Genomic DNA, 24,284 nt, shown 5'->3' with positions numbered 1-24,284 from the left:
CCTCCCGACACGTTGCGCGCGATGACCGCATCCGTCTGCATCATCGGCGCGGGGTCGTCGGGGATCACCGCAGCACAGTCCCTCCAGGCGGCCGGCGTCGAGTTCGACTGCTTCGAGGCCGGCAGCGGGGTCGGCGGCAACTGGCGCTACGACAACGACAACGAGATGTCCTCGGCCTACGAGTCCCTGCACATCAACACCTCGCGGCAGCTGATGCAGTACGCCGCCTACCCGATGCCCGAGTCGCTGCCCGTCTACCCCAGTCACCGCCAGATCGCGGCGTACTTCGAGTCGTTCGTGGACCACTTCGGCCTCCGGGACAAGATCACGTTCCGCACCGAGGTGACGCGAGTCCGCCCGGCGGCTCCCCGGGCGGACGACGCCCGCTGGGAGGTCACCTTCCGGTCCCGCGACGGCGGCGAGCCGCAGACGCGCACCTACCGCGACGTGATCGTGGCCAACGGCCACCACTGGGACCCGCGCTGGCCCGAGCCGTCGTTCCCGGGGGCGGACACGTTCCCGGGCGAGCAGCTCCACGCCCACTACTACCGCACGCCCGAGCCGCTGGTCGGCAAGCGCGTGCTCGTGCTCGGTATCGGCAACACCGCCTGCGACCTGTCGGTCGAGTCCAGCCGGGTCGCCGCGAGCACCGACCTCGCGATGCGCCGCGGCGCGCACATCCTGCCCAAGTACATGTTCGGGATGCCGACCGACCACCTCACCGACTCACCCCTCGCGCGCGGCCCGCTCAAGCTGCAGCAGCTGGCGATGGCGACGCTGCTCCGGCTCAGCCAGGGCAAGGTGACCGACTACGGCCTGCCCGAGCCGGACCACAAGGTGCTGCACGCCCACCCCACCATCAACCAGGACCTCCTGAACCGCCTCGGGCACGGCGACATCACCGTTCGCCCCAACATCGACCGCTTCGAGGGCTCCAAGGTCTTCTTCGTCGACGGCACCTCGGGGGAGTACGACGTCGTCATCTACTGCACCGGCTACAAGGTGACGTTCCCGTTCTTCACCGACGAGGTGGTGCGCGCCGAGGACAACCACGTCGACCTCTACCGCCGAGTCGTGCACCCGGACCACCCCGGGCTCTACTTCATCGGGCTGATCCAGGCACTGGGCGCGCTGATGCCGCTGGCCGAGGCCCAGTCGGTGTGGGTGGCCGACCTCCTCACCGGGCGAGGGGCCCTTCCCTCCGCCGAAGAGATGCGCCGGCAGATCGCGTCGTACGACGAAGGGCTGCGCAAGCGCTACGTCGCCTCCAAGCGCCACACCCTGCAGGTCGACTTCCACGCCTACCGGGCGGAGATCCTCAAGGAGCAGAAGCGCTCGCGCAAGCGTGCCGCCGCCCGCGGGTGAGCCGCAGCTTTCACCACTGACTACGTCGAACGGCTGATGTGCCGCTCCTGGTGTGGTCCCTAGGTTGGCCCTGATCCACGGCCCACCGCTCAGGAGTTTCCATGCGTGTCCAGACCTTGCCCTCGCGGCGACGGCTCGGGGTTCTCGGGCTGACGCTCGTGATCGTCGCAGCGATGTTCACGGTGCTGCTGACCAGCGCCTCCCAGGCGGCCGGCACCGTCGTCGTCGGGACCAGGGGCCACTCCATCGACGGCGTCGACGTCTACCGCGGTGCCAACCTGCTGATCAAGTACACCCCCGCGAGGGGGGCCAGGACCGGCACCAACTCCTACGGGTTCGAGGCAGCCGTGGTGGGCGGCAAGGTCGTCAAGTTCGAGGACGGGGTCGGCAACATGACGATCCCGACCAACGGGTTCGTCCTGTCCGGGCACGGCACGAGTCGCAGCTTCCTGAAGACGAACGCGGTCCTGAACGCGCCGGTCACCGAGGGCACTGTCCCGCCTCCGGGCGGCTCCACCCCGGAGAACGCGACCAGGGTGACCATCGCGGGGCCCTCGGCGGGATCCAACTCCCGGGTGATCGACGCCAACAACGCCCGGCGCCTGAGCAACCAGCTGATCCGCTACACCGCCGCCTACGGGACCACCACGGACACCAACGAGTACGGCGTCGAGGTCGAGGTGGTCAACCAGAAGGTGACCCGCGTCCAGGACCGGGTGGGCAACATGACCATCCCCACCGGCAACGGCTACGTGCTCTCCGCGCACGGGACGGCCGCGACCTGGCTCAAGGCCAACGCCCAGGTCGGCTTCAGCGCGATCCTGGACACCGACGGATCGGCGCCGCCGCCCCCGCCTCCGCCGCCGCCCCCGCCGGGTGGTGGCACCGGTACGCCGCTGTACCCCGACGTCCGGGTGCACAAGCTGGACCGCACCCTGAGCCAGGACCCCAGCGGTGGCCACGGGTACTTCGTGACCAACTCCGGTGGAGCCAAGCTGCTCAAGTTCCCGGTGATCACCGCCAACGTCGGTGACGGGCCCCTGGAGATCCGCGGCACCCGCTCGAGCACCTCAGCTGTGGACTGGGTCGGCCGTCAGGTGGTGATGAGCAGCGACGGTTCGTCCACCACGCTGGGCGACTCGGGTGCCTCGTTCTTCTACGCCGGCGACGGGCACAACCACTGGCACATCCGCGACTTCGACAAGTACGAGCTGCTGGACAGCACCGGCAAGTTCGTCAAGGTGGGCGAGAAGCACGGCTACTGCTTCGAGGACAACACCTCCCGCAGCAGCACGTGGAGCCAGGCCCCGTCCGGCCCGGTCCCGAGCTTCCCGGTGTACGCCAACGCCACCTCGTGCGGCCAGGCGCAGCCCAACGCCACCTCGTGCGGCCAGGCGCAGCCCAACGCCACCAGCATCGTGCACGGGCTCTCGGTCGGCTGGGGGGACACCTATCCCTCGAGCCTCCCCGACCAGGCCATCGACATCACCGGCCTCCCGGACGGCACCTACAAGGTCCGGGTGACCGCCGACTGGCAGGGGTTCTGGAAGGAGAAGGACGAGTCGAACAACGTGGCGGTGTCCACGATCCGCATCACCGGCAACACGGTCGCGTTCGTCTCGGCGGACAGCGGGCTGTGAGCCACCATGGCGGGTAGCTCAATTGGCAGAGCACTCCTTCGTTCGAGGAGATGGTCAAGGTTCGAGTCCTTGTCCGCCAGCACAACGTCCCAGAGAAGTTCCCTCCCGGTCAGGAGCCGCTCATGCGCATCCGGATCCTTCTCGGCGCCACTGCCGCGATCGTCGTACTCCTGGTGAGCGCTGCGCCGGCGCTGGCGCGCTGGCTCACCTCCTCGGACCCCTACGAGAGCACGGGTGCGAGCCTGCGCGTGGCCGACGTCGCGAAGGTGTCCCGCGACGGCTGGACGGTCCGGTGGAAGGTGCAGATCAACTGCCCTCGGGGCGAGACCATCACCGGGAGCGCCCTGATCGCGGAACGCGACCCGAGGTCGATCCCGCAGCTGGCCGGTGAGGACCAGGGCATCACCGCGACCCAGCAGCTGAGCGGGACCGGCGCGGAGCGCTGCACCGGACACCGGCAGACCTTGAGGCTGGTCCTGCGCGTCGCCGACACGGTGGTCTTCGATCCCGCGACCGGGACCACGGTGACCCTGCACGAGCCGATCCACCGGGCCCCGGGGAACCGGACCACTGCCGCGGTGACCCTGTCCTCCTCGCCGGACAGCAGCCGCCCCTTCTTCGTGCAGTACTGCGCGGCGCCCAACTGCGCCTCGGAGTCCGGCTCGCGCGTGACCCTGCGGTAGGCCGGCGCGGCCGGGCTCAGCGGCCGCGGGTCTTCTCGCCCTGGCGGTGATGGTTCAGGGTGGTCCTGCGGCGGGCCAGGGGACGGGGCCTCTCCGGGGGATGTCCGGTCATTGTCATGATCACCTCGTGCGCGAGCTCGCTGACCTTGCGGTTGGTGGTCTGCGAGATCCGCCGCAGCATCCGCAGCGCCTCCCGCCCCCGGATCCGTCGGGCGTGCATCAGCACTCCCATCGCCTGGTCGATGACCGAGCGGGTGACCAGCGCGTCCTGCAGCTGGTCGTCGAGGACGAGGTGGGCGGACTCGCGGAGGAGCAGCGCGAGGGCGATGGCGGCCTGGTGGACGAAGGTGCGCGCCCGCACGATGTCGGCATCACGCAGTGGGCGCGAGGGGTCCGTGTGCAGGTCCAGGGTGGCGATCACGACCCCGTCCACCAGCAGGGGCAGGGAGACGCCGTCGCTGGTGATCCGGGGCTCGGCGTCCTCCGCGCCCCGATGGTGGTCCCCGCTCGGCTGACGGGGGATCTCGGTGCCGGGCACGGACAGCGCGGCGTCCGCCACGGTCTCGGCCTCGGTCTCGTGGAGGATGAGCGAGCACCGCACACCGGGCACCACCGACACGGCGAGCTCCCCGATGCGGCGCAGGAACGCCTCCGTGCTCGGCTGCTCGAGGAGCAGGTCATACAGGTTGGCGTACGCCGCGAGGAGGTTGAGCGGCTTGCCGCTGTCACCTGTTCCCCGGTCGGCACTGATCTCCACGAGCATCGCCCACCGTCTCCCTTGGCGCCGTCTCGAGAACTCTAACGAGCAACATGCTCCGAGGGCATGCCCCCATTACGGGGAGTTTCGAGACGTGCACGTCCGGCGCTGGACAGCATCTTGTGCAGCGCTGACGGCTCCGTCTATGTTTCGGGACAGGGTGTGGATAAGCGCCTGCATGGCCGGCCCCGAGGGGCCGGGCCAGTCAGTTCGCAAGAGAGAGCAACGTGCACGGCGGGGGTCCACCGCCAGTGCAATCGCTGACGCACGTCGCGACGCCGCAGATGACGTCTGATCCAGACACATTCCGGCACCGACGGTGGTTCGCCAGCCGACCCGTGGGTCGGGGAAGGTTCCCGACGCCGGCCGGGCGGTGCCCGCGGGCGGCTCGATCACAACTGCAGATCACCAAGGGGCCAGACGGAAGCTTGCGTTCCGCCTGGGTGGGATTAGGGGTCACCATGACGGAGGAACTCGAACGAGGTCCGTCGAACGCGCAACACATCGACAAGGTCTGCCACGACTTGAGGCAGCACATCGCAACGGGTCTGCTGCTCTCGGAGCCGATGGACGACGAGGAGCTCGACGCCGACGAGCGCCGGAGGCTCGCGATGCTCCATCAGCAGTGGCTGCAGGTCGGTGACCTGGTCACGGCGCTCAGCGACCAGCACGGCGCACGCGTCCACTTCCGGGCCGACCTGGTGGCGCTGAGCCGCCAGTGCGTCAACTCGATGCCCACGGCCCACGACGTGACGCTGCAGGTCGACGGCGAGGACCACGTGGTCGCGCTCGATCCTGTGCTTTTGCGTCGCGCCATCGCCAACCTGCTGGACAACGCGCTGCGCGCCACCGCGGTGGCCGGTGGGGTCCAGGTGTGCGTGGGCTCCTCGGGAACCCAATGCTGGGTCGAGGTCGTCGACGACGGGCCGGGCTTCGGTGAGATCCCGGGCCGGACCGGTTTCGGGCTGGAGATCGTGCGCGCCACGGTGTGGGCCGGCGACGGGCAGCTCCGGATCGAGACGGCGCCAGCCAGCGGGACCTCGGTCCGGATGAGCTTCCCGGTCGCACTGCGAGCAGTGCGATGAGGTTGGCGCTCGCCGACGACCACCAGATGTTCCTCGATGCCCTGGGTGCGGGTCTCGCCCAGCGGGGCTACGACGTCGTCGCCGCCAGCGACCACCTCGACGGGCTCGTCGACCTGGTGGAGGCCCGCCAGCCCGAGCTCTGCCTCTTCGACGTCGACTTCGGAGGTGAGTCGGTGATCGCCTCGGCCGAGGTGATCCGGGAGCGGCACCCCGGGATCGCGGTGCTCCTGCTCACGGCGACCGCTGGTCCGGAGGTGTGGTCGGCCTACGAGCGCCACACCGTGGACGGCGTGGTGAGCAAGCTCTGCGAGATGTCCACGGTGGTCCGCGCGATCGAGCGCGTCCGTAAGGGGGAGCGCGTGGTGGAGCGGTTCTCGCGTCCCTCGAGGCACGCCTCGTCGGGGTCCCTGACCACCCCGCTCAGCGACCGCGAGCGAGACGTCCTGAAGCTCCTCGTGCGCGGGGCCTCCACCGAGGAGATGTCGGTCGAGCTGGAGATCAGCACCCACACCGTGCGGACCCACGTCCAGAGCGTGCTGCGCAAGCTCGGCGTGAACACCCGCGCCAAGGCAGCGAGTCTGGGAGTCGCGGCAGAGATGACCGAGAAGAGCCTCGGCGGTGCGCGATGACGCAGGTCCCCGAACGCCTGGCACCTGTCGCCCAGCTGGGGCACCAGGTCCTCCTCGTCGACGACTCCCGCATCTTCGCCGAGGTGCTGGCCAGCCGGATGCGGCAGGACTCGCACGTCCGACAGGTCGAGGTGGCGACCTCGCTCACCGAGGCGCGCGCCACGCTGCGGCGCTCACGCCCCGACCTCGTCCTGCTCGACCACCAGCTCGGGGACGAGGTCGGGCTCGACCTGCTGGGTGACCTGAACCAGATGCCGGACCCTCCTCGCGTCCTGATGCTGTCCGGCAGCGACAGCGTCGAGTACGTCATCGAGGCCCTCGACGCCTACGTCGACGGGTGGGTGAGCAAGACCGCGCGCTTCGAGACGCTGATGGCCGCGGTCAACGAGGTCGCCCGCGGCGACATGTACCTCTCCCCACAGTCGCTGAGCCCGGTGCTGCGGCACCTGCTTCGCCGCCGACGCGCGCCGCGCAGCTTCGTCGACGAGCTCTCGCCGCGTCAGGTCGAGGTCCTGCGGTGTCTGGTGGCGGGCATGTCCCGGCTCGAGTGCGCCCAACGCCTCTACCTCTCGGTGAACACGGTCCGCACCCACGTCCAGGCGCTGATGAAGCGGGCCGAAGTGCACTCCACCCTGGCGCTGATCGCGGTTGCCCGCGATCTGGGGGTACGCGGCATCGACGAGTAGGCCGGAGCAGGGGAGACCGCGGCGGCACACTCACCCCGATGACGTACGCCGAAGTCATCCCCTTGCCGGAGGCCAACCGGCGATCGCGTCCCTAGCGTCAGACCCAGACTGCTGATGGCTGGAGGTTGGCGATGGGTGAGGTGACGCACGAGCCGGGCCGGGAGTTCCCGGCCCGGCGAATGCCGGAACGCGCGCCGTCGCCCGTCCAGCCCGGCGGTCGAGTGATGGTGGGGGCCCCAGACGTCCGCGTCCTCGGTTCATCGCCCGTCCCTGAGCGGCGAGTTGGTGGGACACCCCCCCCACGAGGCGATCGCGACCCGGTCGCGTCGCCTTGCCCGCCAGGCCGGGGGCGCGGACCCTGGAACCCCACACATCACTCGGGTGGCGAGGCCGGGAACGTCGCTGCGACGCCGTTGCCCTGGGCCGCCCTCGTGGGGAGCCAGGACCCAACCGTGGACACGAGGCTCCATCGCTTCGACGAGTGCGTCCGAGCGCTCCGCGACCTGGGGCCGCAGGCCTCGGTGAGCATCACCGACGACCGGGTGCTGAGCCGGTTCCGGCTGCGCCGGCTCGCCCGCCGCGCCGGTCTGGCGGTCGAGCGGGAGCTGGTCGTGATGCCGTCGATCGCTGCGCCCGTCGCGGTGGTCGAGGACACGGAGTGGGCGGTGCGGGCCTTCTGGCGCACCGACACCGCCATAGCCGTGCAGCGTTCCCTGGGGACGCGGACGCTGCTGGGCGTGCTGCCGCTGGAGGTCGTCCGGTCCCTGCCCTGGTCCTGGACGGGACTGCTGGTCCGGCAACGGGTGGTCCTGGGGAGGCGGCGATGACGACTCTTGCCGACGAGGGGCCCTTGCGGGCCGACGTACGAGCCCTTCTCGGGGAGGCTGCGGGCGGCGTCCTGATCACCAGTGACGAGTTCCTCGGCACCTTGACCTACACGTTCCCCGGCGTGCACCCGGGTGACTCCCCGGCCGAGCCACTCTCGGTCCGGGTGCCCACCAGCCTCGAGGCGGCGCACTGGGTGCACCAGGAGGCGAGACTGCTCGTGGAGCTGCGCCGCCGTGGACTCGGCCCGATCGAGCGGACCATCCCGCGCCACGTCGGTGTCCGTCAGCTCGACGGCCGTCTCGTCGCGATGGCGACCACGCTCCCCGGCCTGCCGATGGCGGTCGAGTGCGACCGGCTGATCCACCTGGTCCGGCCCGACCTGGTCAGGCGTGACTTCCGGCGCGCCTCGGGCTGGCTCTCCCGGTTCCAGGAGGCCTCAGCCGCCGGGACCGCACCCCTGACCTGGGTGGCGGAGGTGGTCGAGGCGCTGGGCAACCGCTCCGCGGGGCACCCGCTGCTGCCGCTCGCCCTCGCCCGCCTGACCGCCGCGGGGGAGCGGCTCGACGGGCACCTGGTGGAGCGCACTGCGGTCCACGGTGACTTCTCGCCCGCCAGCCTCCTGCTCCAGGACGGCGAGGTCAGCGGAGTGGTCGACTGGGCCAGGGGCGAGCCGGAGGGATGGCCCCTGCGTGACGTCGTACGGTTCGCGCTGCGCTACTCCCAGCTCCTCGACCAGCGCACCAGGACGGCGCGCGGCGGCGCGCTCAGCCGGACCACCGGCTGGGGTTCCGGCTGGGGGGCCGGTGCCCATGCGCTCGCCGGCGCCCTGCTCGGCGCCGGGTGGTTCCCGCGCACGGCACAGAGCTGCCTGCGTGACGGTCTCGTCAGGGTCGGGATCCCGGCTGACCGCTGGTACGACGTCGCGCTGGTCGGCATCGCCGAGCTGGCCGCCGAGGCCGGCGACCAGCGCGCGAACGACGAGCTCCTCAGCGTCCTCTCCAGCATGCCGGCCCGCCGCTCGTCTGATTGACGTAGCCGGAAACCACCACTGCGAGGGGCGCGACGAGCCCCGCGAATTCCTACGTTGATGCCTACGCGACCACCGTCGCGATCACCACAAGGAGCGCCTGATGGCCCACCCCAGAGACGTTGCCGCCGTGAAGGCGACGCAGCGATGAAGCGCGTCGTGCTCGCGCCGCACTGCGACGACGAGACCCTCGGCTGCGGCGGCCTGCTGGCCAAGTACCCCGACGAGTGCTCCGTGGTCGTGCTCGCCACCCCGGACGACGTCCGCCGCAAGGAGTTCGAGGCGGCCAAGGAGATCCTGGGGTACGGCGCGGCGATGCTGCTCGGCCTGCCCGACGGCAACATCGGCGAGGACATGCACGGCCTGGTCGGGATCCTGGACCGGGTGGTCTCGGACCTGCGGCCCCAGGAGCTCTACCTGCCGTTCCCCTCGATCCACCAGGACCACATCGCCACCTACGAGGCCGGCATCCGCGCCGGGCGCCTCTCGATGAGCGAGGGGCACTGGTTCACCCCGTCCCTCTACGTCTACGACGTCGCGGCGTACGACGTCTCGCTCTACCCCAGCAACCTCGACTGGAACGTCTTCGAGGCCCTCGAGGAGGAGAGCATCGACCGGAAGGTCGAGGCACTGCGCGCCTACGGCTCGCAGGCGGTGACCGGACCGCACCCGGTCAACAGCGTCAAGGAGCTCGCCGCGGTGATCGGCCACGCGCGCCAGGTGCACTGGGCCGAGCCCTTCTCGCTGGTGCGGGGGGTGCGGGTATGACGCTCTACTCCGCCCACCAGCCGGACCTGCTGCCCTACTCCGGCTTCTGGTACAAGGTCGCGAAGGCCGATGTCTTCGACCTCAAGATCTGGGACCAGTTCATCCACAAGGGCTACCAGCGCCGGGTGATGATGCGCGGCGAGTGGGTCTCCCTGCCGCTGGTGAAGAGCTCGGCCACCGACCCCATCAACACCAAGCACGTGACGCCCGAGGCGGCCGGATACCTGGCCGACTCGATCGTGAAGCGGTACACCCACGGGGCCAGGAAGCCGCGGTTCTGGGACGAGTACGGCCCGAGGGTCTGCGACGAGGTGCTGTCGATCAAGACCGATCTGCTCTGGGAGTTCAACTTCCGGCTGATCCTGATGGTGCGCGACCTGCTCGGGATCGAGACCCCGCTCACCTTCAGCAGGCCGGCCGCGCCGGGGCTGCGGGGCTCCGCCGGGATCATCTCGGTGATCCAGGCCTTCAACGGCCCGATGGAGTACCTCTCCGGCGCCGGAGGCCGCGCCTACATGGGCGACTGCCAGGAGTTCACCGACGCAGGCATCCCGGTGATCTGGTCGCGCCACCAGCACGTCACCGGGGACTCGATCCTCTCGGTGCTCTTCGACTTCGAGGATCCGCTGTCGGTCGTCCTGGCCGAGAGCAAGGAGCAGCAGGACCAGCATTCGACTCCCGTCCCCGCCACGGGGACGGCCCAACAAGAGGTGTTCGCATGAGCAAGGTATTGGTTGTCGGACTCGGCTACGTCGGCCTGCCGTTGGCGGTGCGCGCAGCGGAGGTCGGTCACGACGTCGTGGGACTCGACCTGGACGCCCAGCGGGTCGCGCTGCTCCAGGTGGCGCGCACCTACACCGAGGACGTCAGCGACGAGCGCATCGCGGAGGTCGCCGCGAGCGGCCGGTTCTCCGCGCGACTCGGCTGGAACACCGACTTCTCGGTCAGCCCGCCCGCCGACTTCGACATCGACATCGACTTCGACATCGCGATCATCACGGTGCCCACGCCCCTGAAGCTGGGGGTGCCGGACCTGTCCTACGTCGAGTCGGCCGGCCGGATGATCGGGCAGATCCTGCGGCGGCACGCCGCTGTGGTGCTGGAGTCGACCACCTACCCCGGCACGGCCGAAGGGCTGCTGGCCAAGACGCTGGAGGACGTCTCCGGGCTCGTGCCCGGTGTCGACTTCCACCTCGGCTTCTCTCCGGAGCGGGTGGACCCCGGCAACAAGCAGTACACGCTGGAGAACACCCCGAAGCTGGTCTCGGCGACCACGCCCGCCGGCCTGGAGGTGATCGACTCCTTCTACTCCACCATCGTGGAGAGGACGGTGCCGGTCTCGAGCCCGCGGGTCGCCGAGATGGCCAAGGTCTTCGAGAACACCCAGGCCTACGTCAACATCGCGCTGATCAACGAGCTCTCGGAGATCTGCCACGACCTGGAGATCGACGTGCACGAGATGATCGACGCGGCGATGACCAAGGGCCACTCGATGGCCCGCTGGGTGCCGGGTCCCGGAGTGGGCGGTCACTGCCTGCCGATCGACCCGATGTACCTCGCCTGGCAGTCCCGCACCTGGCTGGGTCGCCCGTTCCGGATCGCAGAGCTCGCCGACGAGATCAACCAGGACCGGCCCGATTACGTCGTACGGCGGACGGTCGCGCTGCTCCGGGAGCGCGATCTTCCGGTCCGGGGTGCCCACGTGCTGGTGATCGGGCTCGCGTACAAGCCCTGCGTGGGCGACCTGCGCGAGTCGCCTGCGGTGGAGGTGGTCAAGGCGCTGACCAAGTGCGGCGTCGAGGTCACCGTCTCCGACCCGCACGTCGGCACGTGGTCGATGACTCCGATGCTCGGGCTCGAGGACCTGACGGGTGCGGTCGGGCGCTTCGACGCCGTCGTGATCACGACCGACCACCCCGAGTTCGACTACGAGAAGATCGCCCGCGAGGCCCGGGTCGTGCTCGACTGCCGCCACGCGATGCCGGCTGCTGCGAACGTGGTCGCCCTGTGACCAGGACTCTCCTCCTGCTTCTGCTGGCACCGTTGGCGTTGTTGCTGATCCCACCCGCGTACGCCGCACCGGCGGACGGGGAGACGGTCGTCTCGCTCACCTTCGACGGCACCTACAAGTCGCAGGACACGTTCTCCGAGGTGCTCGCCGAGCACGACATGGCCGGGACCTTCTACGTGAACTCCGGGTACCTGAACTACCCGGCGTACCTCAATGTCGAGCAACTGCGCAGCATCGCCCGCAACCGCAACGAGATCGGGGGTGCCTCGCTGCACGGCGACGATCTCGCGAAGCTCACGGAGTCCAAGGCGAGCCGGGAGATCTGCGACGACCGGGCGACCCTGGCCCAGCTCGGCTTCCAGGTGACCACGTTCGCCTACCCGTACGGGCACGCCGACCCGACGGTCAAGGCCGCGGTCCAGCGCTGTGGCTACAACGCTGCGCGCCGCTACACCGGCCTCTACGAGTCCGAGACCCAGTGCTCGAGCTGCCCGGCGTCCGAGATGCTTCCGCCCAGCGACGACTTCCGGATCCGGACGGCCTCGCAGTCCAGGAGGCTGGCCGACCTCGAAGCGCGGGTGACGCGTGCCGAGAAGGCGGGCGGGGGCTGGGTGACCCTGGTGTTCACCAAGGTGTGCGTGTGCCCCGAGGAGCCGAAGGCGATCAGTCCCGGCGACTTCACGGCTTTCGTGCAGTGGCTCGGCGACCGCCCGGAGTCCACCGTGGTCAAGACGGTGGACCAGGTGATGGGAGGACCGCTGAAGCCGGTGCGCGGGGTGCCGCTGAAGCGCCTCGTGGCCGATCCCTCGCCGGCCATCGGGGTGAAGGAGCCCCTGTCCAAGGCGCCGGCATGGTCCGTGCTCGGCCTCGGCATCGGACAGGCCCAGATCATCTTCACCGGCGTACTCGTGAGCATCGCGATCGTCGTCACGTTCCGGCTCGCGACAAAGGGACACCGTCATGCCCAGTGACGGGCCCAGTAACGGGCCCAGTGACCGGCCCAGTGGCCGGCTGCTCGACCGCAGCGAGCCGCTGCGCGGAGCGCGGCGGGCTCTCGCCTTCGCCTCCCTCGCGGCGTTCCTCACCTACGTGCTCTGGTCCCAGATCCGCTGGGGCTTCCGCCCCGGTACGGCGTTCCTGGCAGCCTTCTTCGGCTTGATGGCGGTGCTGATCACCTACTTCATGCTGTCGGCGATCTTCTGGAAGAGCTTCACCCACCTGCCGCCCGCGGCGGGGCGGGTCCTGGCGATCGTCCCGGTCTACAACGAGGAGCCCGAGCTGGTCCACCAGGTGGTCCGCTCGCTGCTGCGGCAGACGATCCTGCCCGACGCCATCCACGTGATCGACGACGGCTCGGTGGTGCCGCTGGAGACCTTCGACGACCCGCTGGTCACCTGGCACCGGATCGAGAACTCGGGCAAGCGGCACGCGCAGGCAGAGGTGCTGCGCAGCTACCAGCCCGACGAGTTCGACTTCATCCTGACAGTGGACTCCGACTCGGTCCTCGACGACGACGCGCTGGAGCACATGCTCCGGTCCATGCGTGACGAGCGGGTGCAGGCAGCCACCGGGATGATCCTGGTCAGGAACTGGGACACGAACTTCCTCTCCCGGCTGACCGACATCAACGTGGTGACCTCGTGCCTGCTGTTCCGGATGGCACGGTCGTGGCTGGGCATCGTGAGCCCCACCTCCGGTGCGCTGGCGATCTACCGGTCGGCCGTCGTCTACGACAACCTCGACGACTACCTGACCTCCGGCACCGCCGGCGACGACCGCCGGCTCTCCTTCTACGCGCTCCTGCGCGGGCAGGTGGTCGGGGTGACGGAGGCGATCGCGAGTACCGAGCTCCCGACGACGTGGGGCGGTGCCTTCCACCAGCGGATGCGCTGGTCGAAGTCCGCCTGGCTGGGGGTCGGCTTCGTGATCACCAACCTGCGGGCCCTGACGGTCTTCTTCTACGTGATGCCGCTGGTCTTCTGCATCATGTGGCCGATCATCGTCGCCGCGCTACTGACCCTGGCGGTCAGGTACGACAGCCCGGTGTTCTTCCACGGTGTCGTGTGGTGGCTGGTCTGCTCGGTCACCCAGACGGCGATCTACGCGATCTACCGGCCAGGGTTCACCATGGCCCAGCGGTTGACCCAGTTCGTCCTCTCGCCGGTCTACCCGCTGCTCGGCCTGGTGATCCTCAGGCCGGCCGCGTACTGGTCGCTGACCAAGCTCAAGTCCACTTCCTGGCACACCCGAGAGGTGATCGCCGTACCGAGCGTCGCGGTCTCCATCGGTGGCGGAGACGCCACGATGGGTAGTAGTAGTAGATGAGTGCAGGCACGACGATGAAGACGAGACACGCAGTCCGCCCCTTCGACGCCGACGGCCCGTGAGCCACCGGGCTCCGGTCGCCCCGTGGCGCCGCCGGAGGAGGCGGGGCGGTGCCATGCCCAAACGACGGCGGCTGCTCCTGCTGGGAGGGATCGCCGTCGTCGCTCTGCTGGCCGTCGTGCCCGGACTGTCCCGCGGGGGAGCGTCGCCACCCTCGGGGAACGGCGACCCACCGCTGCCCAACCAGGCCTCCGCCGCCGACGTACGGGCCACGAGCGACGTGTTCGGGATCAGCTACCTGCACGGCACCCTTCCCCGGGGCACCTACTGGATCTCCCGGTGGGGTCCGGAGCGCGAGTTCTCCGGCGTCGATCCCAAGGACACCTGGTTCGACGCCGACCACGGGTCGGGCAGCTACCGCGCCGGGGGCGGTGAGCTCGCGATCAGCGGCTCGACTCCCCGGATGTATGTGCACGACCCCGCCAACGTGCGGCAGTGGCGCGACGTGGAGGTCACCGTCTACGCCAAACGGGTGAAGGACGAAGGCATCCCCTTCGCCGGGATCACGGCGGTCGCCCGGTCCAACCACCTGCAGACCGAGGAGGGACCCTCGGACCTCTGCGACACCCGCGGGTACGGCGGACGGTTGCGCTTCGACGGGCACGCCGACTTCGAGAAGGAGACCGCGCACCCGCGCAACGAGGCGATCGGCAACACCCGTGTCTTCGCCGGCGGACTTCCCTCAGGGGTGTGGATCGGGCTCAAGTACGTCGTCTACGACGCCAAGGACGGGGTCCACCTCGAGCTGTGGCTCGACCGGACCGACGGCCGGGGCGGTGGGGACTGGAAGCTCCTCGGCGAGGTGGTCGACAACGGCAAGCTGTTCGGGAACGTCCCGTGCGCCGAGGGGATCGACCCGCGGATGGCGCTGACGCGGTCGCCGGAGCGGGTGGGGTCGGAGTCGGGGAAGCCGAACCTCAGCGTGTACTTCCGCAGCGACGGCATCGCCCCGGCCGGCCTGGTCTACAAGTGGGCGAGCATCCGGGAGATCAAGGCCGGCCGGCCCGACGTCCTGCTCGGCCGGCCCGGGTAGGTCGCCGGTTCAGCGCTGCATGGCGCGGTAGTGGGCCTTGAGCCGGGTGGCGCCGAGCTCGTGGTGGTAGAACGCGACGTCGCCGATCGCTCCCTGGAAGAAGCTGCCCTTGTAGCCGGTGCCGATCCGCAGCGGTGCCTTGCCGCTCCTCGGCTTGATGTTGTAGCTCTTCAGGGAGTCGGTGTCGCGCAGGACGCCGTTCTTGTAGATCCGCGTGTAGCCCGTCGGGTACTTCTTGCTGCGTTTCCTGGTGTTGATCACCACTGCGACGTGGATCCACTTGCCGACCGTGACCGGGTCCTGGAAGTAGGAGCCGGCGCCGAGTCCTCCCCTGGGGTTGAACGCGTAGCCGCTGATCCGGTTCGGCCGGGACTCACGGTTGGACTTCGAGTACATCCGGATGTGCCACTCGTGGGCTCCGGGGTTGCCCTTGCCCAGCATGTAGACGTAGCCGCTGCCTTCCTGGTTGGCGAACTGGAGCGTGTCCGGACGCATCCAGAACTCGATCGTCAGCACGCCGGTCGCGTCGACCTCGAACGCCCTCCGGTCGGGGAACCGGAGGAACTGCCCCCGGCCGTTGAACTTCGCGGCGGAGTCCCCGTTGGGGAGCCGGGTGGTGGTCGGGTTGCCGATCGGGGTGGCGGCGCCGCCCCTCCCGGTCAGGTCTCGGCGCTTCTGGAGGAAGGCGACCGGGTCGTCCTTGAGTGCGGCCTTGACGTAGGCGGAGCGCTTGGCCGCGGTGGGTGCGTCCGGGGGATCGGGGGAGGTCAGGGTGTTCAGGTAGGAGATCGAGCCGGCGAGCAGGAGGGCCAGCCCGAGTGCGGTCGTGGTCAGGAAGCGGTGCATGCGGGACTCCGTAGTCACGGGAAGCGCGCGGAAGGGCGCTCCGAAACGGATCTGCAGCCGATGGCACTCCGGCCCATCGGGGGAGGGAGGCCTGCGCAATGCCTGCTTCGGGGGGGATCGGTCCTGCGACCGGGGGGAGGTTGTCCCACGGGCGTCACGCCACACACGTGCTTGTGGACTATCGATGCAGCCGTTGGTCCAAGGCTAGCCAGCCACCCCACGCCGAGCCCCGGGGAAAGGGGCATTCCCCGCATCACGCTCCGGTGATGCGGCAGGTGGTGCAGTCAGGCTGCGCCGTGCCGATGTCACGAGGATTCGGCGGCCATTTAAAGTCAGTCTTGACTGTTTGTTCCCAGGGGCTCAGGATGGCGGCGTGACCACTCAGCGCGTGCCGCAGGAGGAGCGGAGCCGGGCGATGCGCCAGCGTCTGCTCGAGGCGACCGTGGACTGCCTGGTGGAGCACGGCTGGAGCGGAACGTCGACCACGCTCGTCTCGCAGCGGGCGGGGGTCAGCCGAGGCGCGCAGCTGCACCACTTCCCGACCAAGAACGACCTCGTCCTCGCGGCCGTCGAGCACCTCAGCGAGCTGCGCGGCGAGGAGCTGCGCGCTGCCGCGAAGAGGCTGCCGGGTGGCAAGCGGCGTACGCGCGCGGTGCTGGAGATGTTCGGGGACCACTTCACCTCGCCGGTGTTCAGCGCCGCGCTCGAGCTCTGGGTCGCCGCCCGCACCGATGCCCAGCTGCACGACGCCGTGATGCGGCTCGAGCAGCGGGTGGGTCGCGAGGCGCACGCGATCGCGGTGGCTGCCCTCGACGTGGACGAGTCGCAGCCGCGGGTCCGTGAGCTGGTGCAGGCGACCCTCGACCTCGTGCGGGGCCTCGGGCTGGCGAACACGATCACCGACGACACCGCCCGGCGGGCCCGGATCCTCACGGCCTGGGCACACACCCTCGATGCAGAGCTGAGGCAACCATGAACGACGTCCTCGACCAGGTGCTGGCCGACCTCGATGCCGAGGGTTCGGCGCTGGATGCGACCGTCAGCCTGCTCGACGCCGACGGGTGGCGTACGCCGACCCCGGCCGCCGGGTGGGACGTCGCCACCCAGGTCGCGCACCTCACCTGGACCGACGAGGTCGCGGTGGCGGCCGCGACCGACAAGGAGCGCTGGGACGGCTACGTGCTCGAGGCGATCGCCGATCCCACGGGCTTCGTGGACGCCCAGGCGATCGAGGGCGCCCAGATGCCCCCCGAGGAGCTGCTCACCCGGTGGCGCCAGGCCCGCCCCGCGCTCCAGCAGGCGCTGCGGGACCTCCCTGACAGGCACAAGATGCCGTGGTTCGGCCCGCCGATGAGCGCCACCTCGATGGCGACGGCCCGGTTCATGGAGACGTGGGCGCACGGGCTCGACATCGCCGAGGGGCTGGGTCTCGATCCCGCCCCGACCGACCGGATCCGGCACGTCGCGCACCTCGGCGTCCGCACCCGCGACTTCTCCTTCGGCGTCCACGGCCTCGATGCTCCGGCCGAGGAGTTCCGCGTGGAGCTGACCGCCCCGTCGGGCGAGCTCTGGACGTGGGGGCCGCAGGACGCGACCCAGACGGTCCGCGGCTCGGCGTACGACTTCTGCCTGCGGGTCACCCAGCGCCGCCACCGCGACGACCTCGACCTCGTCGCGCACGGCCCCGACGCCGACCGCTGGCTCGACCTCGCCCAGGCGTTCGCCGGCCCTCCCGGCCCCGGCCGCGACCCGCAGGAGTCGGCCAAGTGAGCGCCCCCGGCGGTCGCGCCCCCGGTGGTCGAGCAGTGAGCGAAGCGAGGACCCCCGGTGGTCGAGCAGCGAGCGAAGCGAGCACCCCCGGCGGTCGAGCAGCGAGCGAAGCGAGCGGACAGTCGAGACCCCCCCTCCCCAGCCCCCTGCGTGTGGCAAACTGCAGCGGCTTCTACGGCGACCGCCTGGGGGCGATGCGCGAGCTCATCCTGGGAGGGGAGCTCGACGTCGTCACCGGCGACTACCTGGCTGAGCTGACGATGCTGATCCTGGGCAAGGACCAGATGAGGGACCCCTCGCTGGGCTACGCCCGCACCTTCGTGAGCCAGGTCGAGGACTGCCTGGGCCTCGCGCTGGAGAAGGGCGTCAGGATCGTCACTAACGCCGGGGGCCTCAACCCCTCGGGGCTGGTCACGAAGCTGCAGGAGGTCGCCGACCGGCTCGGGCTGGCGCCCCGGATCGCGTGGGTCGACGGCGACAACCTCGGTCCCCGCGCGACCGAGCTCGGCCTGGACGGGGCGCTGACCGCGAACGCCTACCTCGGCGGCTTCGGCATCGCTCGCGCCCTGGAGGCCGGCGCGGACATCGTGGTGACCGGCCGCGTGACCGATGCCTCGGTCGTCGTGGGACCCGCGATCTGGAGGTTCGGCTGGACCCCGGAGCATCTCGACGAGCTCGCGGGCGCCGTCGTGGCCGGGCACGTGATCGAGTGCGGCACCCAGGCGACCGGCGGCAACTTCTCCGGCTTCCTCGACCTGCCCCGGGACGGCAGGGCGCTGGGCTTCCCCGTCGCGGAGATCGCCGCCGACGGCAGCTGCGTGATCACCAAGCAGGAGGGCACCGGCGGACTGGTCTCGGTGGACACCGTGACCGCCCAGCTGATGTACGAGGTGCAGTCCGAGCGCTACCTCGGCCCCGACGTCACCGTCGACCTCACCACCATCGAGCTCTCCGAGGACGGACCCGACCGGGTCCGGGTCACCGGTGTCCGCGGGGAGGCGCCGCCGGCCCGGCTCAAGGTGTGCGTCAACGAGCTCGGCGGCTGGAGCAACCAGATGGACTTCGTGCTCACCGGCCTCGACATCGAGGAGAAGGCGGCCTGGCTCCGTGCCCAGCTCGACGGCCGGATCCCCGCCTCGTCGGTGACCTGGACGATGGGGCCCGCGCCGTTGCCGGACGCCGAGACCGAGGAAGGCGCCTCCTGCCTGCTGCGCTGCGTGGTGAAGGACCCCGACGCCAAGGTCGCGGGCAAGGGGTTCACGGCACCGCTGGTCGAGCTCGCGCTGGGCTCCTACCCCGGGTTCACGATGACCTCGCCCCCGGGACCGGCCTCGCCGTACGGCGTCTACCGGCCGGCGTACGTCGAGCGCGACCAGGTCACCCACACCGTGCACCTCCCCGACGGGACCACCGAGGTGATCCCCGACCCGCCGGTCTCTGAACAGGTCACTGCCCCGGTCACTGCAGCGCCGCGTCCGGACACGACCGCGGCTGCGGCCTCGGGGGAGACGCCCACTCGTCGGGTGCCGCTGGGCACGTTCGTGCACGCCCGGTCCGGCGACAAGGGCGGCGACGCCAACGTGGGCCTGTGGGTCCGTGCGGGAGACCGCCAGGCCGAGCGCGCCCGCTGGCTGGCTGGCTTCATCACCGCCGACCGGGTCCGCGCCCTGGCCCCGGAGGCACACGACCTCGACATCGAGGTGTTCGCGCTGCCCAACCTGTACGGCGTGAACGTGCTGGTCCACGGCCTCCTCGGCGAGGGCGTCGCGGCCAGTACCCGGTTCGACCCGCAGGCCAAGGCACTGGGCGAGTGGCTCCGGTCGCGCCTGGTCGACATCCCCGAGGAGCTCATATGACCGCCCGAGACGTCGCAACTGAAACCCCACAACCCGCCGAGACGTCGCATCTGAAAGAGGCCGCACCGTCTCGCCGCGACTCGATGCTGGCCAAGGTCGCCGACCTCGACGCGCAGCACGCGGTCGCCGTCGCCGGTGGCGGCGAACGGGCAGTGGCCCGGCACCGCGCCCGCGGCAAGCTGATGCCGCGTGAGCGGATCGAGCTGCTGATCGACCCCGGGAGCGCCTTCCTCGAGCTGTCCCCGCTGGCCGGCTGGGGCTCTGACTTCACCGTCGGGGCCAGCGTGGTCACCGGCATCGGCGTCGTCGAGGGGGTGGAGTGCCTGATCACCGCCCACGACCCGTCGGTCAAGGGCGGCGCCTCGAACCCGTGGACGGTGAAGAAGATCTTCCGCGCCTCGCAGATCGCCGAGGAGAACCGACTGCCCCAGATCGCGCTGGTGGAGTCCGGCGGTGCCGACCTGCCGACGCAGAAGGAGATCTTCATCCCGGGCGGGAAGCTGTTCCGCGACATCACCCGCTCCTCGGCCGCGGGCGTGCCCACGATCGCGCTGGTCTTCGGCAACTCCACGGCCGGCGGCGCCTACATCCCCGGGATGAGCGACTACACCGTGATGGTCAAGGACCAGGCGAAGGTGTTCCTCGGCGGTCCGCCGCTGGTGAAGATGGCCACCGGTGAGGAGTCCGACGACGAGTCGCTCGGCGGTGCGGAGATGCACGCGCGTACGTCGGGGCTCGCGGACTACCTCGCGGTCGACGAGCACGACGCCATCAGGATCGGGCGGCGGATCGTGGCCCGGTTGAACAAGGACCGGGCTTTCAGTTGTGACGTCTCGGCGGGCTCTGGGCTTTCAGATGGGACGTCTCGGCGGTTCGTGGAGCCGGCCGGGAGCCCAGAGGAGCTGCTGGACCTGATCCCGAGCGACCTCAAGGAGCCGTTCGACCCGCGTGCGGTGGTCGAGCTGGTCGCGGACGGGGTGTCGGCGGGCAACTCGGTGGTCTTCGACGAGTTCAAGCCGCTCTACGGCCCCTCGCTGGTCACCGGGTGGGCGAAGATCCACGGCCACCAGGTCGGCATCCTCGCCAACGCCCAGGGCGTGCTGTTCGCCGAGGAGGCGCAGAAGGCCACCCAGTTCATCCAGCTGGCCAACCAGATCGACGTACCCCTGCTGTTCCTGCACAACACCACCGGCTACATGGTCGGCAAGGAGTACGAGCAGGGCGGGATCATCAAGTACGGCGCCCAGATGATCAACGCGGTCAGCAACTCCAAGGTGCCGCACATCTCGATCATCATGGGCGCCTCCTACGGCGCCGGGAACTACGGGATGAACGGCCGCGCCTATGACCCGCGCTTCCTGTTCACCTGGCCCAGCGCCAAGTCCGCGGTGATGGGCCCTGCCCAGCTCGCCGGCGTCCTCTCGATCGTGGCGCGGGCCGCGGCCGAGGCCAAGGGCAAGGCGTACGACGAGGACGGTGACCGCGGGATGCGCGAGTTCATCGAGGCCAGCGTCGAGGAGCAGAGCCTGCCGTTCTTCCTCTCCGGGATGCTCTACGACGACGGCGTGATCGACCCGCGCGACACCCGCACCATCCTCGGCATCTGCCTGTCCGTGATCACCGCCAACCAGCCCGTCAAGGGCGCCGACGCCTTCGGCGTCTTCAGGATGTGAGAGACATGATCACCCGACTGCTCGTGGCCAACCGCGGCGAGATCGCCCGCCGGGTCTTCGCCACCTGCCGGTCCCTCGGGATCGAGACCGTGGCGGTGCACTCCGACGCCGACGCCGGCCTGCCGTTCGTGCGGGAGGCCGACTTCGCCATACGCCTGCCCGGCAACGCGCCTGCTGAGACCTACCTCCGCTCCGACCTGATCCTCCGGGCTGCGCGCAGTGCCGGCGTGGACGCGATCCACCCCGGCTACGGGTTCCTCTCCGAGAACGCCGGGTTCGCCCGTGCCGTGATCGAGGCCGGCCTTACCTGGGTGGGTCCCACGCCCGAGTCGGTCGAGGCGATGGGCTCGAAGGTCGAGGCGAAGCTGCTGATGGCCCGGGCCGGGGTGCCGGTGCTCACCGAGCTCGCGGCGGCCGAGGTGACCGAGGCCGACCTGCCCGTGCTGGTCAAGGCCTCCGCCGGTGGTGGTGGCCGCGGGATGCGGATCGTGCGCTCGCTCGACGTCCTCGCCGACGAGGTCGCCGCGGCCCAGGCCGAGGCCGCCTCGGCGTTCGGTGACGGCACCGTGTTCATCGAGCCCTACCTCGAGCACGGCCGCCACGTCGAGGTCCAGGTCGTCGGGGACACCCACGGCGGCGTGCTCGTCCTCGGCGAGCGGGACTGCTCCTTGCAGCGTCGCCACCAGAAGGTCGTCGAGGAGGCCCCGGCCCCAGGGCTTTCCGAGGAGGTGCGCGCGACGCTGCACGAGGCGGCGCGCAAGGCCGCTGCCGCGGTCGGTTACGTGGGTGCGGGCACGGTTGAGTTCATGGTCTCGACAAGCTCGACCACCGGGGGAGCAAGCTCGACCACCGGGGGAGCAAGCTCGACCACCGGGGGAGGCCGCGCGTTCTTCCTGGAGATGAACACCCGGCTCCAGGTGGAGCACCCGGTAACCGAGGCCGTGTTCGGGATCGACCTGGTCGCCGCGCAGCTCGCCGTCGCCGAGGGGGCACGCGTCGACTCGCTGGCCGCGGCGCCGGAGCCACGGGGGCACGCGATCGAGGTGCGCCTGTACGCCGAGGACCCGGCCGCGGACTACCAGCCGCAGAGCGGGCTCCTCGAGACCTTCGAGATCCCCGGCGTCGACGTGGAGTTCGGGCAGCTGTCCGGACCGGGCGTGCGGCTCGACTCGGGCTTCGAGTCGGGCAGCGAGGTCGGCACGCACTACGACGCGATGCTGGCCAAGGTGATCTGCTGGGCGCCGACGCGCGAGCAGGCCGCCCGACGGCTCGCCGGCGTCCTGGACCGCGCCCGGCTGCACGGCCTGGTCACCAACCGGGACCTGCTCGTCGCCTCACTACGCCACGAGTCCTTCCTGTCCGGGGACCTCTCCACCGACTTCTTCGACCTCCACCCGGAGGTGCTCGCCGGCCGTCCGGTCGACGTGGACTCGGCTGCCTTCGCCGCGGCGGTGATGCTCGCGGAGCAGGACCGACAGGAACGCCGCGTGCAGCAGGCCGCGCCGATCGCCTGGCGCAACGTGGTCTCCCAGCCGCAGCGCACCGTCTTCGACGCCCCGGGCAACGCCGAGGACGGCGACGGCATCGTCGTGGAGTGGTACGGCGGTCGCGACGGCCTCCGGCACGCGACCCGCGAGGACGTCGTGGTCGTCTCGTCCTCGACGACGGCCGTCGTGCTGGAGATCGACGGCGTCCGGTCCAGGTACGACGGGGCGCACGGCTCCGGCGCGCGAGGGGCTGCCCGTCAGCTCCATGTCGACGGCCCCTCCGGCTCGCTCACCCTGGTCGAGCGGCCCCGCTTCGTGGACCCGGCCGATGTCGTGGAGGAGGGATCGCTGCTCGCCCCGATGCCGGGCACCGTGATCGCCGTACCCCACGGGGTCGGCGCCCAGGTCACGGCGGGAGAGCCGGTCCTGGTCCTCGAGGCCATGAAAATGCAGCACACGATCACGGCTCCCACCGACGGCACGCTCAGCGAGGTCGCCGTCGCCGTGGGCAGCCAGGTCGCGGCCGGCGAGGTCCTCGCCGTCGTGACCCCACCCGAGTCATCTGCCACCACCACCGAGGAGAACAACTGATGAGCACCTTCACCGAGTCCGACGAGCGCCGCGAGCTGCGCAAGCAGGTCCGCAAGCTGGCCTCCAGCTATGGACGCGAGTGGTTCGCCGAGAAGGCCCGCAAGGGTGAGAAGACGACCGAGCTGTGGCAGGAGATCGGCCGCACCGGCTACCTCGGGATCAACATCCCTGAGGAGTTCGGCGGCGGTGGTGGCGGCCTCGGCGACATCGCCGCGGTCTGCGAGGAGCTCGCCGCCGAGGGCTGCCCGCTGCTGATGATGGTGGTCAGCCCGGCGATCTGCGGCACCGTGATCAGCCGCTTCGGGACGCCCGAGCAGAAGCGGCGCTGGCTCCCCGGGATCGCCGACGGCTCCAGCACGATGGCGTTCGCGATCACCGAGCCCGACGCCGGCTCGAACTCGCACCGGATCACCACGACGGCTCGTCGCGATGGTGACGAGTGGTTGCTGACCGGTCGCAAGATCTACATCTCCGGCATGGACGAGGCCGACAACGTGCTCGTGATCGCGCGCACCGAGGACGCGAAGACGGGCAACCTCAAGCCGTGCCTGTTCGTGGTGCCCACCGACGCCGCCGGCCTGGAGTACCAGCCGATCGCCATGGAGATCGTCAGCCCCGAGCTGCAGTTCCAGGTGTTCATGGACGACGTGCGGCTGCCCTCCGCCGCCCTCGTCGGCGACGAGGACGCCGGGATCATCCAGCTCTTCGCCGGACTCAACCCCGAGCGGATCATGGCCGCCTCCTTCGCCACCGGCATCGCCCGGCTCGCGCTCGACCGCGCCACGGCGTACGTCAAGGAGCGCCAGGTGTGGAAGGCCCCGCTGGGCGCCCACCAGGCGATCGCGCACCCGCTGGCGGAGTCGCACATCGAGATCGAGATGGCGCGGCTGATGACCCAGAAGGCGGCGGCGCTGCTGGACGCGGGCGACGACGTGGGTGCCGGCGAGGCCGCGAACATGGCGAAGTACGCCGCCGGGGAGGCGTGCGTGAACGCTGTCGACCGGTCGGTGCAGGCGCTGGGCGGCGCGGGCATCACCCAGGAGTACGGCATCGCGGGCCTGCTGGTGGCCTCGCGGGTGACCCGGATCGCGCCGGTGAGTCGCGAGATGATCCTGAACTTCGTCGCGATGCACTCCCTCGGCCTGCCCAAGTCCTACTGAGGAG

General features: G+C 70.3%; 22 protein-coding genes and 1 tRNA gene. 21 read left to right on the top strand and 2 right to left on the bottom strand.

The genetic code is table 11. The features are described from left to right. Window positions 1–21: 21 nt before the first annotated feature. From AC4BGB_RS11125 to AC4BGB_RS11110, 4 genes are all read left to right on the top strand, one after another. Window positions 22–1,365 (top strand): flavin-containing monooxygenase, encoded by a 1,344-nt coding sequence (locus tag AC4BGB_RS11125; RefSeq protein WP_490546892.1) that lies wholly within the window; start codon window positions 22–24, stop codon window positions 1,363–1,365. 101 nt (window positions 1,366–1,466) lie between these two features. After that, window positions 1,467–3,005 (top strand): lysyl oxidase family protein, encoded by a 1,539-nt coding sequence (locus AC4BGB_RS11120; protein WP_490546891.1) that lies wholly within the window; start codon window positions 1,467–1,469, stop codon window positions 3,003–3,005. A 7-nt stretch (window positions 3,006–3,012) separates the two neighbouring features. Further along, a tRNA-Asn gene (locus tag AC4BGB_RS11115) sits at window positions 3,013–3,085 on the top strand. 42 nt (window positions 3,086–3,127) lie between these two features. Next, on the top strand, window positions 3,128–3,688 hold the full coding sequence (locus tag AC4BGB_RS11110) for a hypothetical protein (protein ID WP_490546890.1): 561 nt from the start codon (window positions 3,128–3,130) through the stop codon (window positions 3,686–3,688). A 16-nt stretch (window positions 3,689–3,704) separates the two neighbouring features. On the opposite strand, the gene AC4BGB_RS11105 is transcribed toward AC4BGB_RS11110, so the two are convergent. Further along, window positions 3,705–4,451: a GAF and ANTAR domain-containing protein gene (locus tag AC4BGB_RS11105; RefSeq protein ID WP_490546889.1), complete on the bottom strand. Its 747-nt coding sequence runs from the start codon at window positions 4,449–4,451 to the stop codon at window positions 3,705–3,707. 455 nt (window positions 4,452–4,906) lie between these two features. On the opposite strand from AC4BGB_RS11105, the gene AC4BGB_RS11100 reads away from it, so the two are divergent. From AC4BGB_RS11100 to AC4BGB_RS11050, 11 genes are all read left to right on the top strand, one after another. Beyond that, window positions 4,907–5,530: a sensor histidine kinase gene (locus tag AC4BGB_RS11100; protein ID WP_490546888.1), complete on the top strand. Its 624-nt coding sequence runs from the start codon at window positions 4,907–4,909 to the stop codon at window positions 5,528–5,530. Beyond that, window positions 5,527–6,159 (top strand): LuxR C-terminal-related transcriptional regulator, encoded by a 633-nt coding sequence (locus AC4BGB_RS11095; protein ID WP_490546887.1) that lies wholly within the window; start codon window positions 5,527–5,529, stop codon window positions 6,157–6,159. The genes AC4BGB_RS11100 and AC4BGB_RS11095 overlap by 4 nt, the downstream gene beginning before the upstream one ends. After that, complete coding sequence (locus tag AC4BGB_RS11090) at window positions 6,156–6,845, top strand: response regulator (protein ID WP_490546886.1); 690 nt, start codon at window positions 6,156–6,158, stop codon at window positions 6,843–6,845. Before AC4BGB_RS11095 ends, AC4BGB_RS11090 begins: the two co-directional genes overlap by 4 nt. A gap of 452 nt (window positions 6,846–7,297) precedes the next feature. Further along, entirely contained in the window at window positions 7,298–7,672 is a 375-nt protein-coding gene (locus AC4BGB_RS11085) for a hypothetical protein (protein WP_490546885.1), read from the top strand. After that, on the top strand, window positions 7,669–8,703 hold the full coding sequence (locus tag AC4BGB_RS11080; protein WP_490546884.1) for a phosphotransferase: 1,035 nt from the start codon (window positions 7,669–7,671) through the stop codon (window positions 8,701–8,703). The genes AC4BGB_RS11085 and AC4BGB_RS11080 overlap by 4 nt, the downstream gene beginning before the upstream one ends. 144 nt (window positions 8,704–8,847) lie before the next feature. Next, window positions 8,848–9,468 carry a PIG-L deacetylase family protein gene (locus AC4BGB_RS11075; RefSeq protein ID WP_490546883.1) on the top strand — a complete coding sequence of 207 codons (621 nt, stop codon included), beginning with the start codon at window positions 8,848–8,850 and terminating at the stop codon, window positions 9,466–9,468. Next, on the top strand, window positions 9,465–10,190 hold the full coding sequence (locus tag AC4BGB_RS11070; protein WP_490546882.1) for a WbqC family protein: 726 nt from the start codon (window positions 9,465–9,467) through the stop codon (window positions 10,188–10,190). The genes AC4BGB_RS11075 and AC4BGB_RS11070 overlap by 4 nt, the downstream gene beginning before the upstream one ends. Then, entirely contained in the window at window positions 10,187–11,479 is a 1,293-nt protein-coding gene (locus AC4BGB_RS11065) for a nucleotide sugar dehydrogenase (RefSeq protein ID WP_490546881.1), read from the top strand. The genes AC4BGB_RS11070 and AC4BGB_RS11065 overlap by 4 nt, the downstream gene beginning before the upstream one ends. Window positions 11,480–11,520: 41 nt before the next feature. Continuing rightward, window positions 11,521–12,450 carry a polysaccharide deacetylase family protein gene (locus AC4BGB_RS11060; RefSeq protein WP_490546880.1) on the top strand — a complete coding sequence of 310 codons (930 nt, stop codon included), beginning with the start codon at window positions 11,521–11,523 and terminating at the stop codon, window positions 12,448–12,450. Further along, window positions 12,440–13,804, top strand: a complete 1,365-nt coding sequence (locus AC4BGB_RS11055; RefSeq protein WP_490546879.1) for a glycosyltransferase family 2 protein — start codon at window positions 12,440–12,442, stop codon at window positions 13,802–13,804. Before AC4BGB_RS11060 ends, AC4BGB_RS11055 begins: the two co-directional genes overlap by 11 nt. A 115-nt stretch (window positions 13,805–13,919) precedes the next feature. Next, complete coding sequence (locus AC4BGB_RS11050) at window positions 13,920–14,897, top strand: hypothetical protein (protein ID WP_490546878.1); 978 nt, start codon at window positions 13,920–13,922, stop codon at window positions 14,895–14,897. Window positions 14,898–14,906: 9 nt separating this feature from the next. Here the strand turns inward: AC4BGB_RS11050 and AC4BGB_RS11045 are convergent, their stop codons facing one another. Further along, complete coding sequence (locus AC4BGB_RS11045; protein WP_490546877.1) at window positions 14,907–15,743, bottom strand: LamG domain-containing protein; 837 nt, start codon at window positions 15,741–15,743, stop codon at window positions 14,907–14,909. A gap of 373 nt (window positions 15,744–16,116) precedes the next feature. Here AC4BGB_RS11045 and AC4BGB_RS11040 point away from each other — a divergent pair, with 373 nt between their 5' ends. The 6 genes from AC4BGB_RS11040 (at window position 16,117) to AC4BGB_RS11015 (ending at window position 24,280) form a co-directional block, all read left to right on the top strand. Further along, window positions 16,117–16,719: a TetR/AcrR family transcriptional regulator gene (locus tag AC4BGB_RS11040; protein WP_490546876.1), complete on the top strand. Its 603-nt coding sequence runs from the start codon at window positions 16,117–16,119 to the stop codon at window positions 16,717–16,719. After that, window positions 16,716–17,513: a TIGR03084 family metal-binding protein gene (locus AC4BGB_RS11035; protein ID WP_490546875.1), complete on the top strand. Its 798-nt coding sequence runs from the start codon at window positions 16,716–16,718 to the stop codon at window positions 17,511–17,513. Before AC4BGB_RS11040 ends, AC4BGB_RS11035 begins: the two co-directional genes overlap by 4 nt. A gap of 152 nt (window positions 17,514–17,665) precedes the next feature. Next, a complete protein-coding gene (locus AC4BGB_RS11030; RefSeq protein WP_490546874.1) occupies window positions 17,666–19,369 on the top strand; it encodes an acyclic terpene utilization AtuA family protein in 1,704 nt (567 codons plus the stop codon). An 83-nt stretch (window positions 19,370–19,452) separates the two neighbouring features. Beyond that, entirely contained in the window at window positions 19,453–21,042 is a 1,590-nt protein-coding gene (locus tag AC4BGB_RS11025) for an acyl-CoA carboxylase subunit beta (RefSeq protein ID WP_490546873.1), read from the top strand. Between the two features lie 5 nt (window positions 21,043–21,047). Beyond that, window positions 21,048–23,120 carry an acetyl/propionyl/methylcrotonyl-CoA carboxylase subunit alpha gene (locus tag AC4BGB_RS11020; RefSeq protein ID WP_490546872.1) on the top strand — a complete coding sequence of 691 codons (2,073 nt, stop codon included), beginning with the start codon at window positions 21,048–21,050 and terminating at the stop codon, window positions 23,118–23,120. Beyond that, on the top strand, window positions 23,120–24,280 hold the full coding sequence (locus tag AC4BGB_RS11015; RefSeq protein ID WP_490546871.1) for an acyl-CoA dehydrogenase family protein: 1,161 nt from the start codon (window positions 23,120–23,122) through the stop codon (window positions 24,278–24,280). Before AC4BGB_RS11020 ends, AC4BGB_RS11015 begins: the two co-directional genes overlap by 1 nt. The last annotated feature ends 4 nt before the right edge of the window (window positions 24,281–24,284 follow it).

The organism is Nocardioides sp. Z30_9, assembly GCF_058215735.1.
This window is presented reverse-complemented; position numbering and strand designations above follow the sequence as displayed.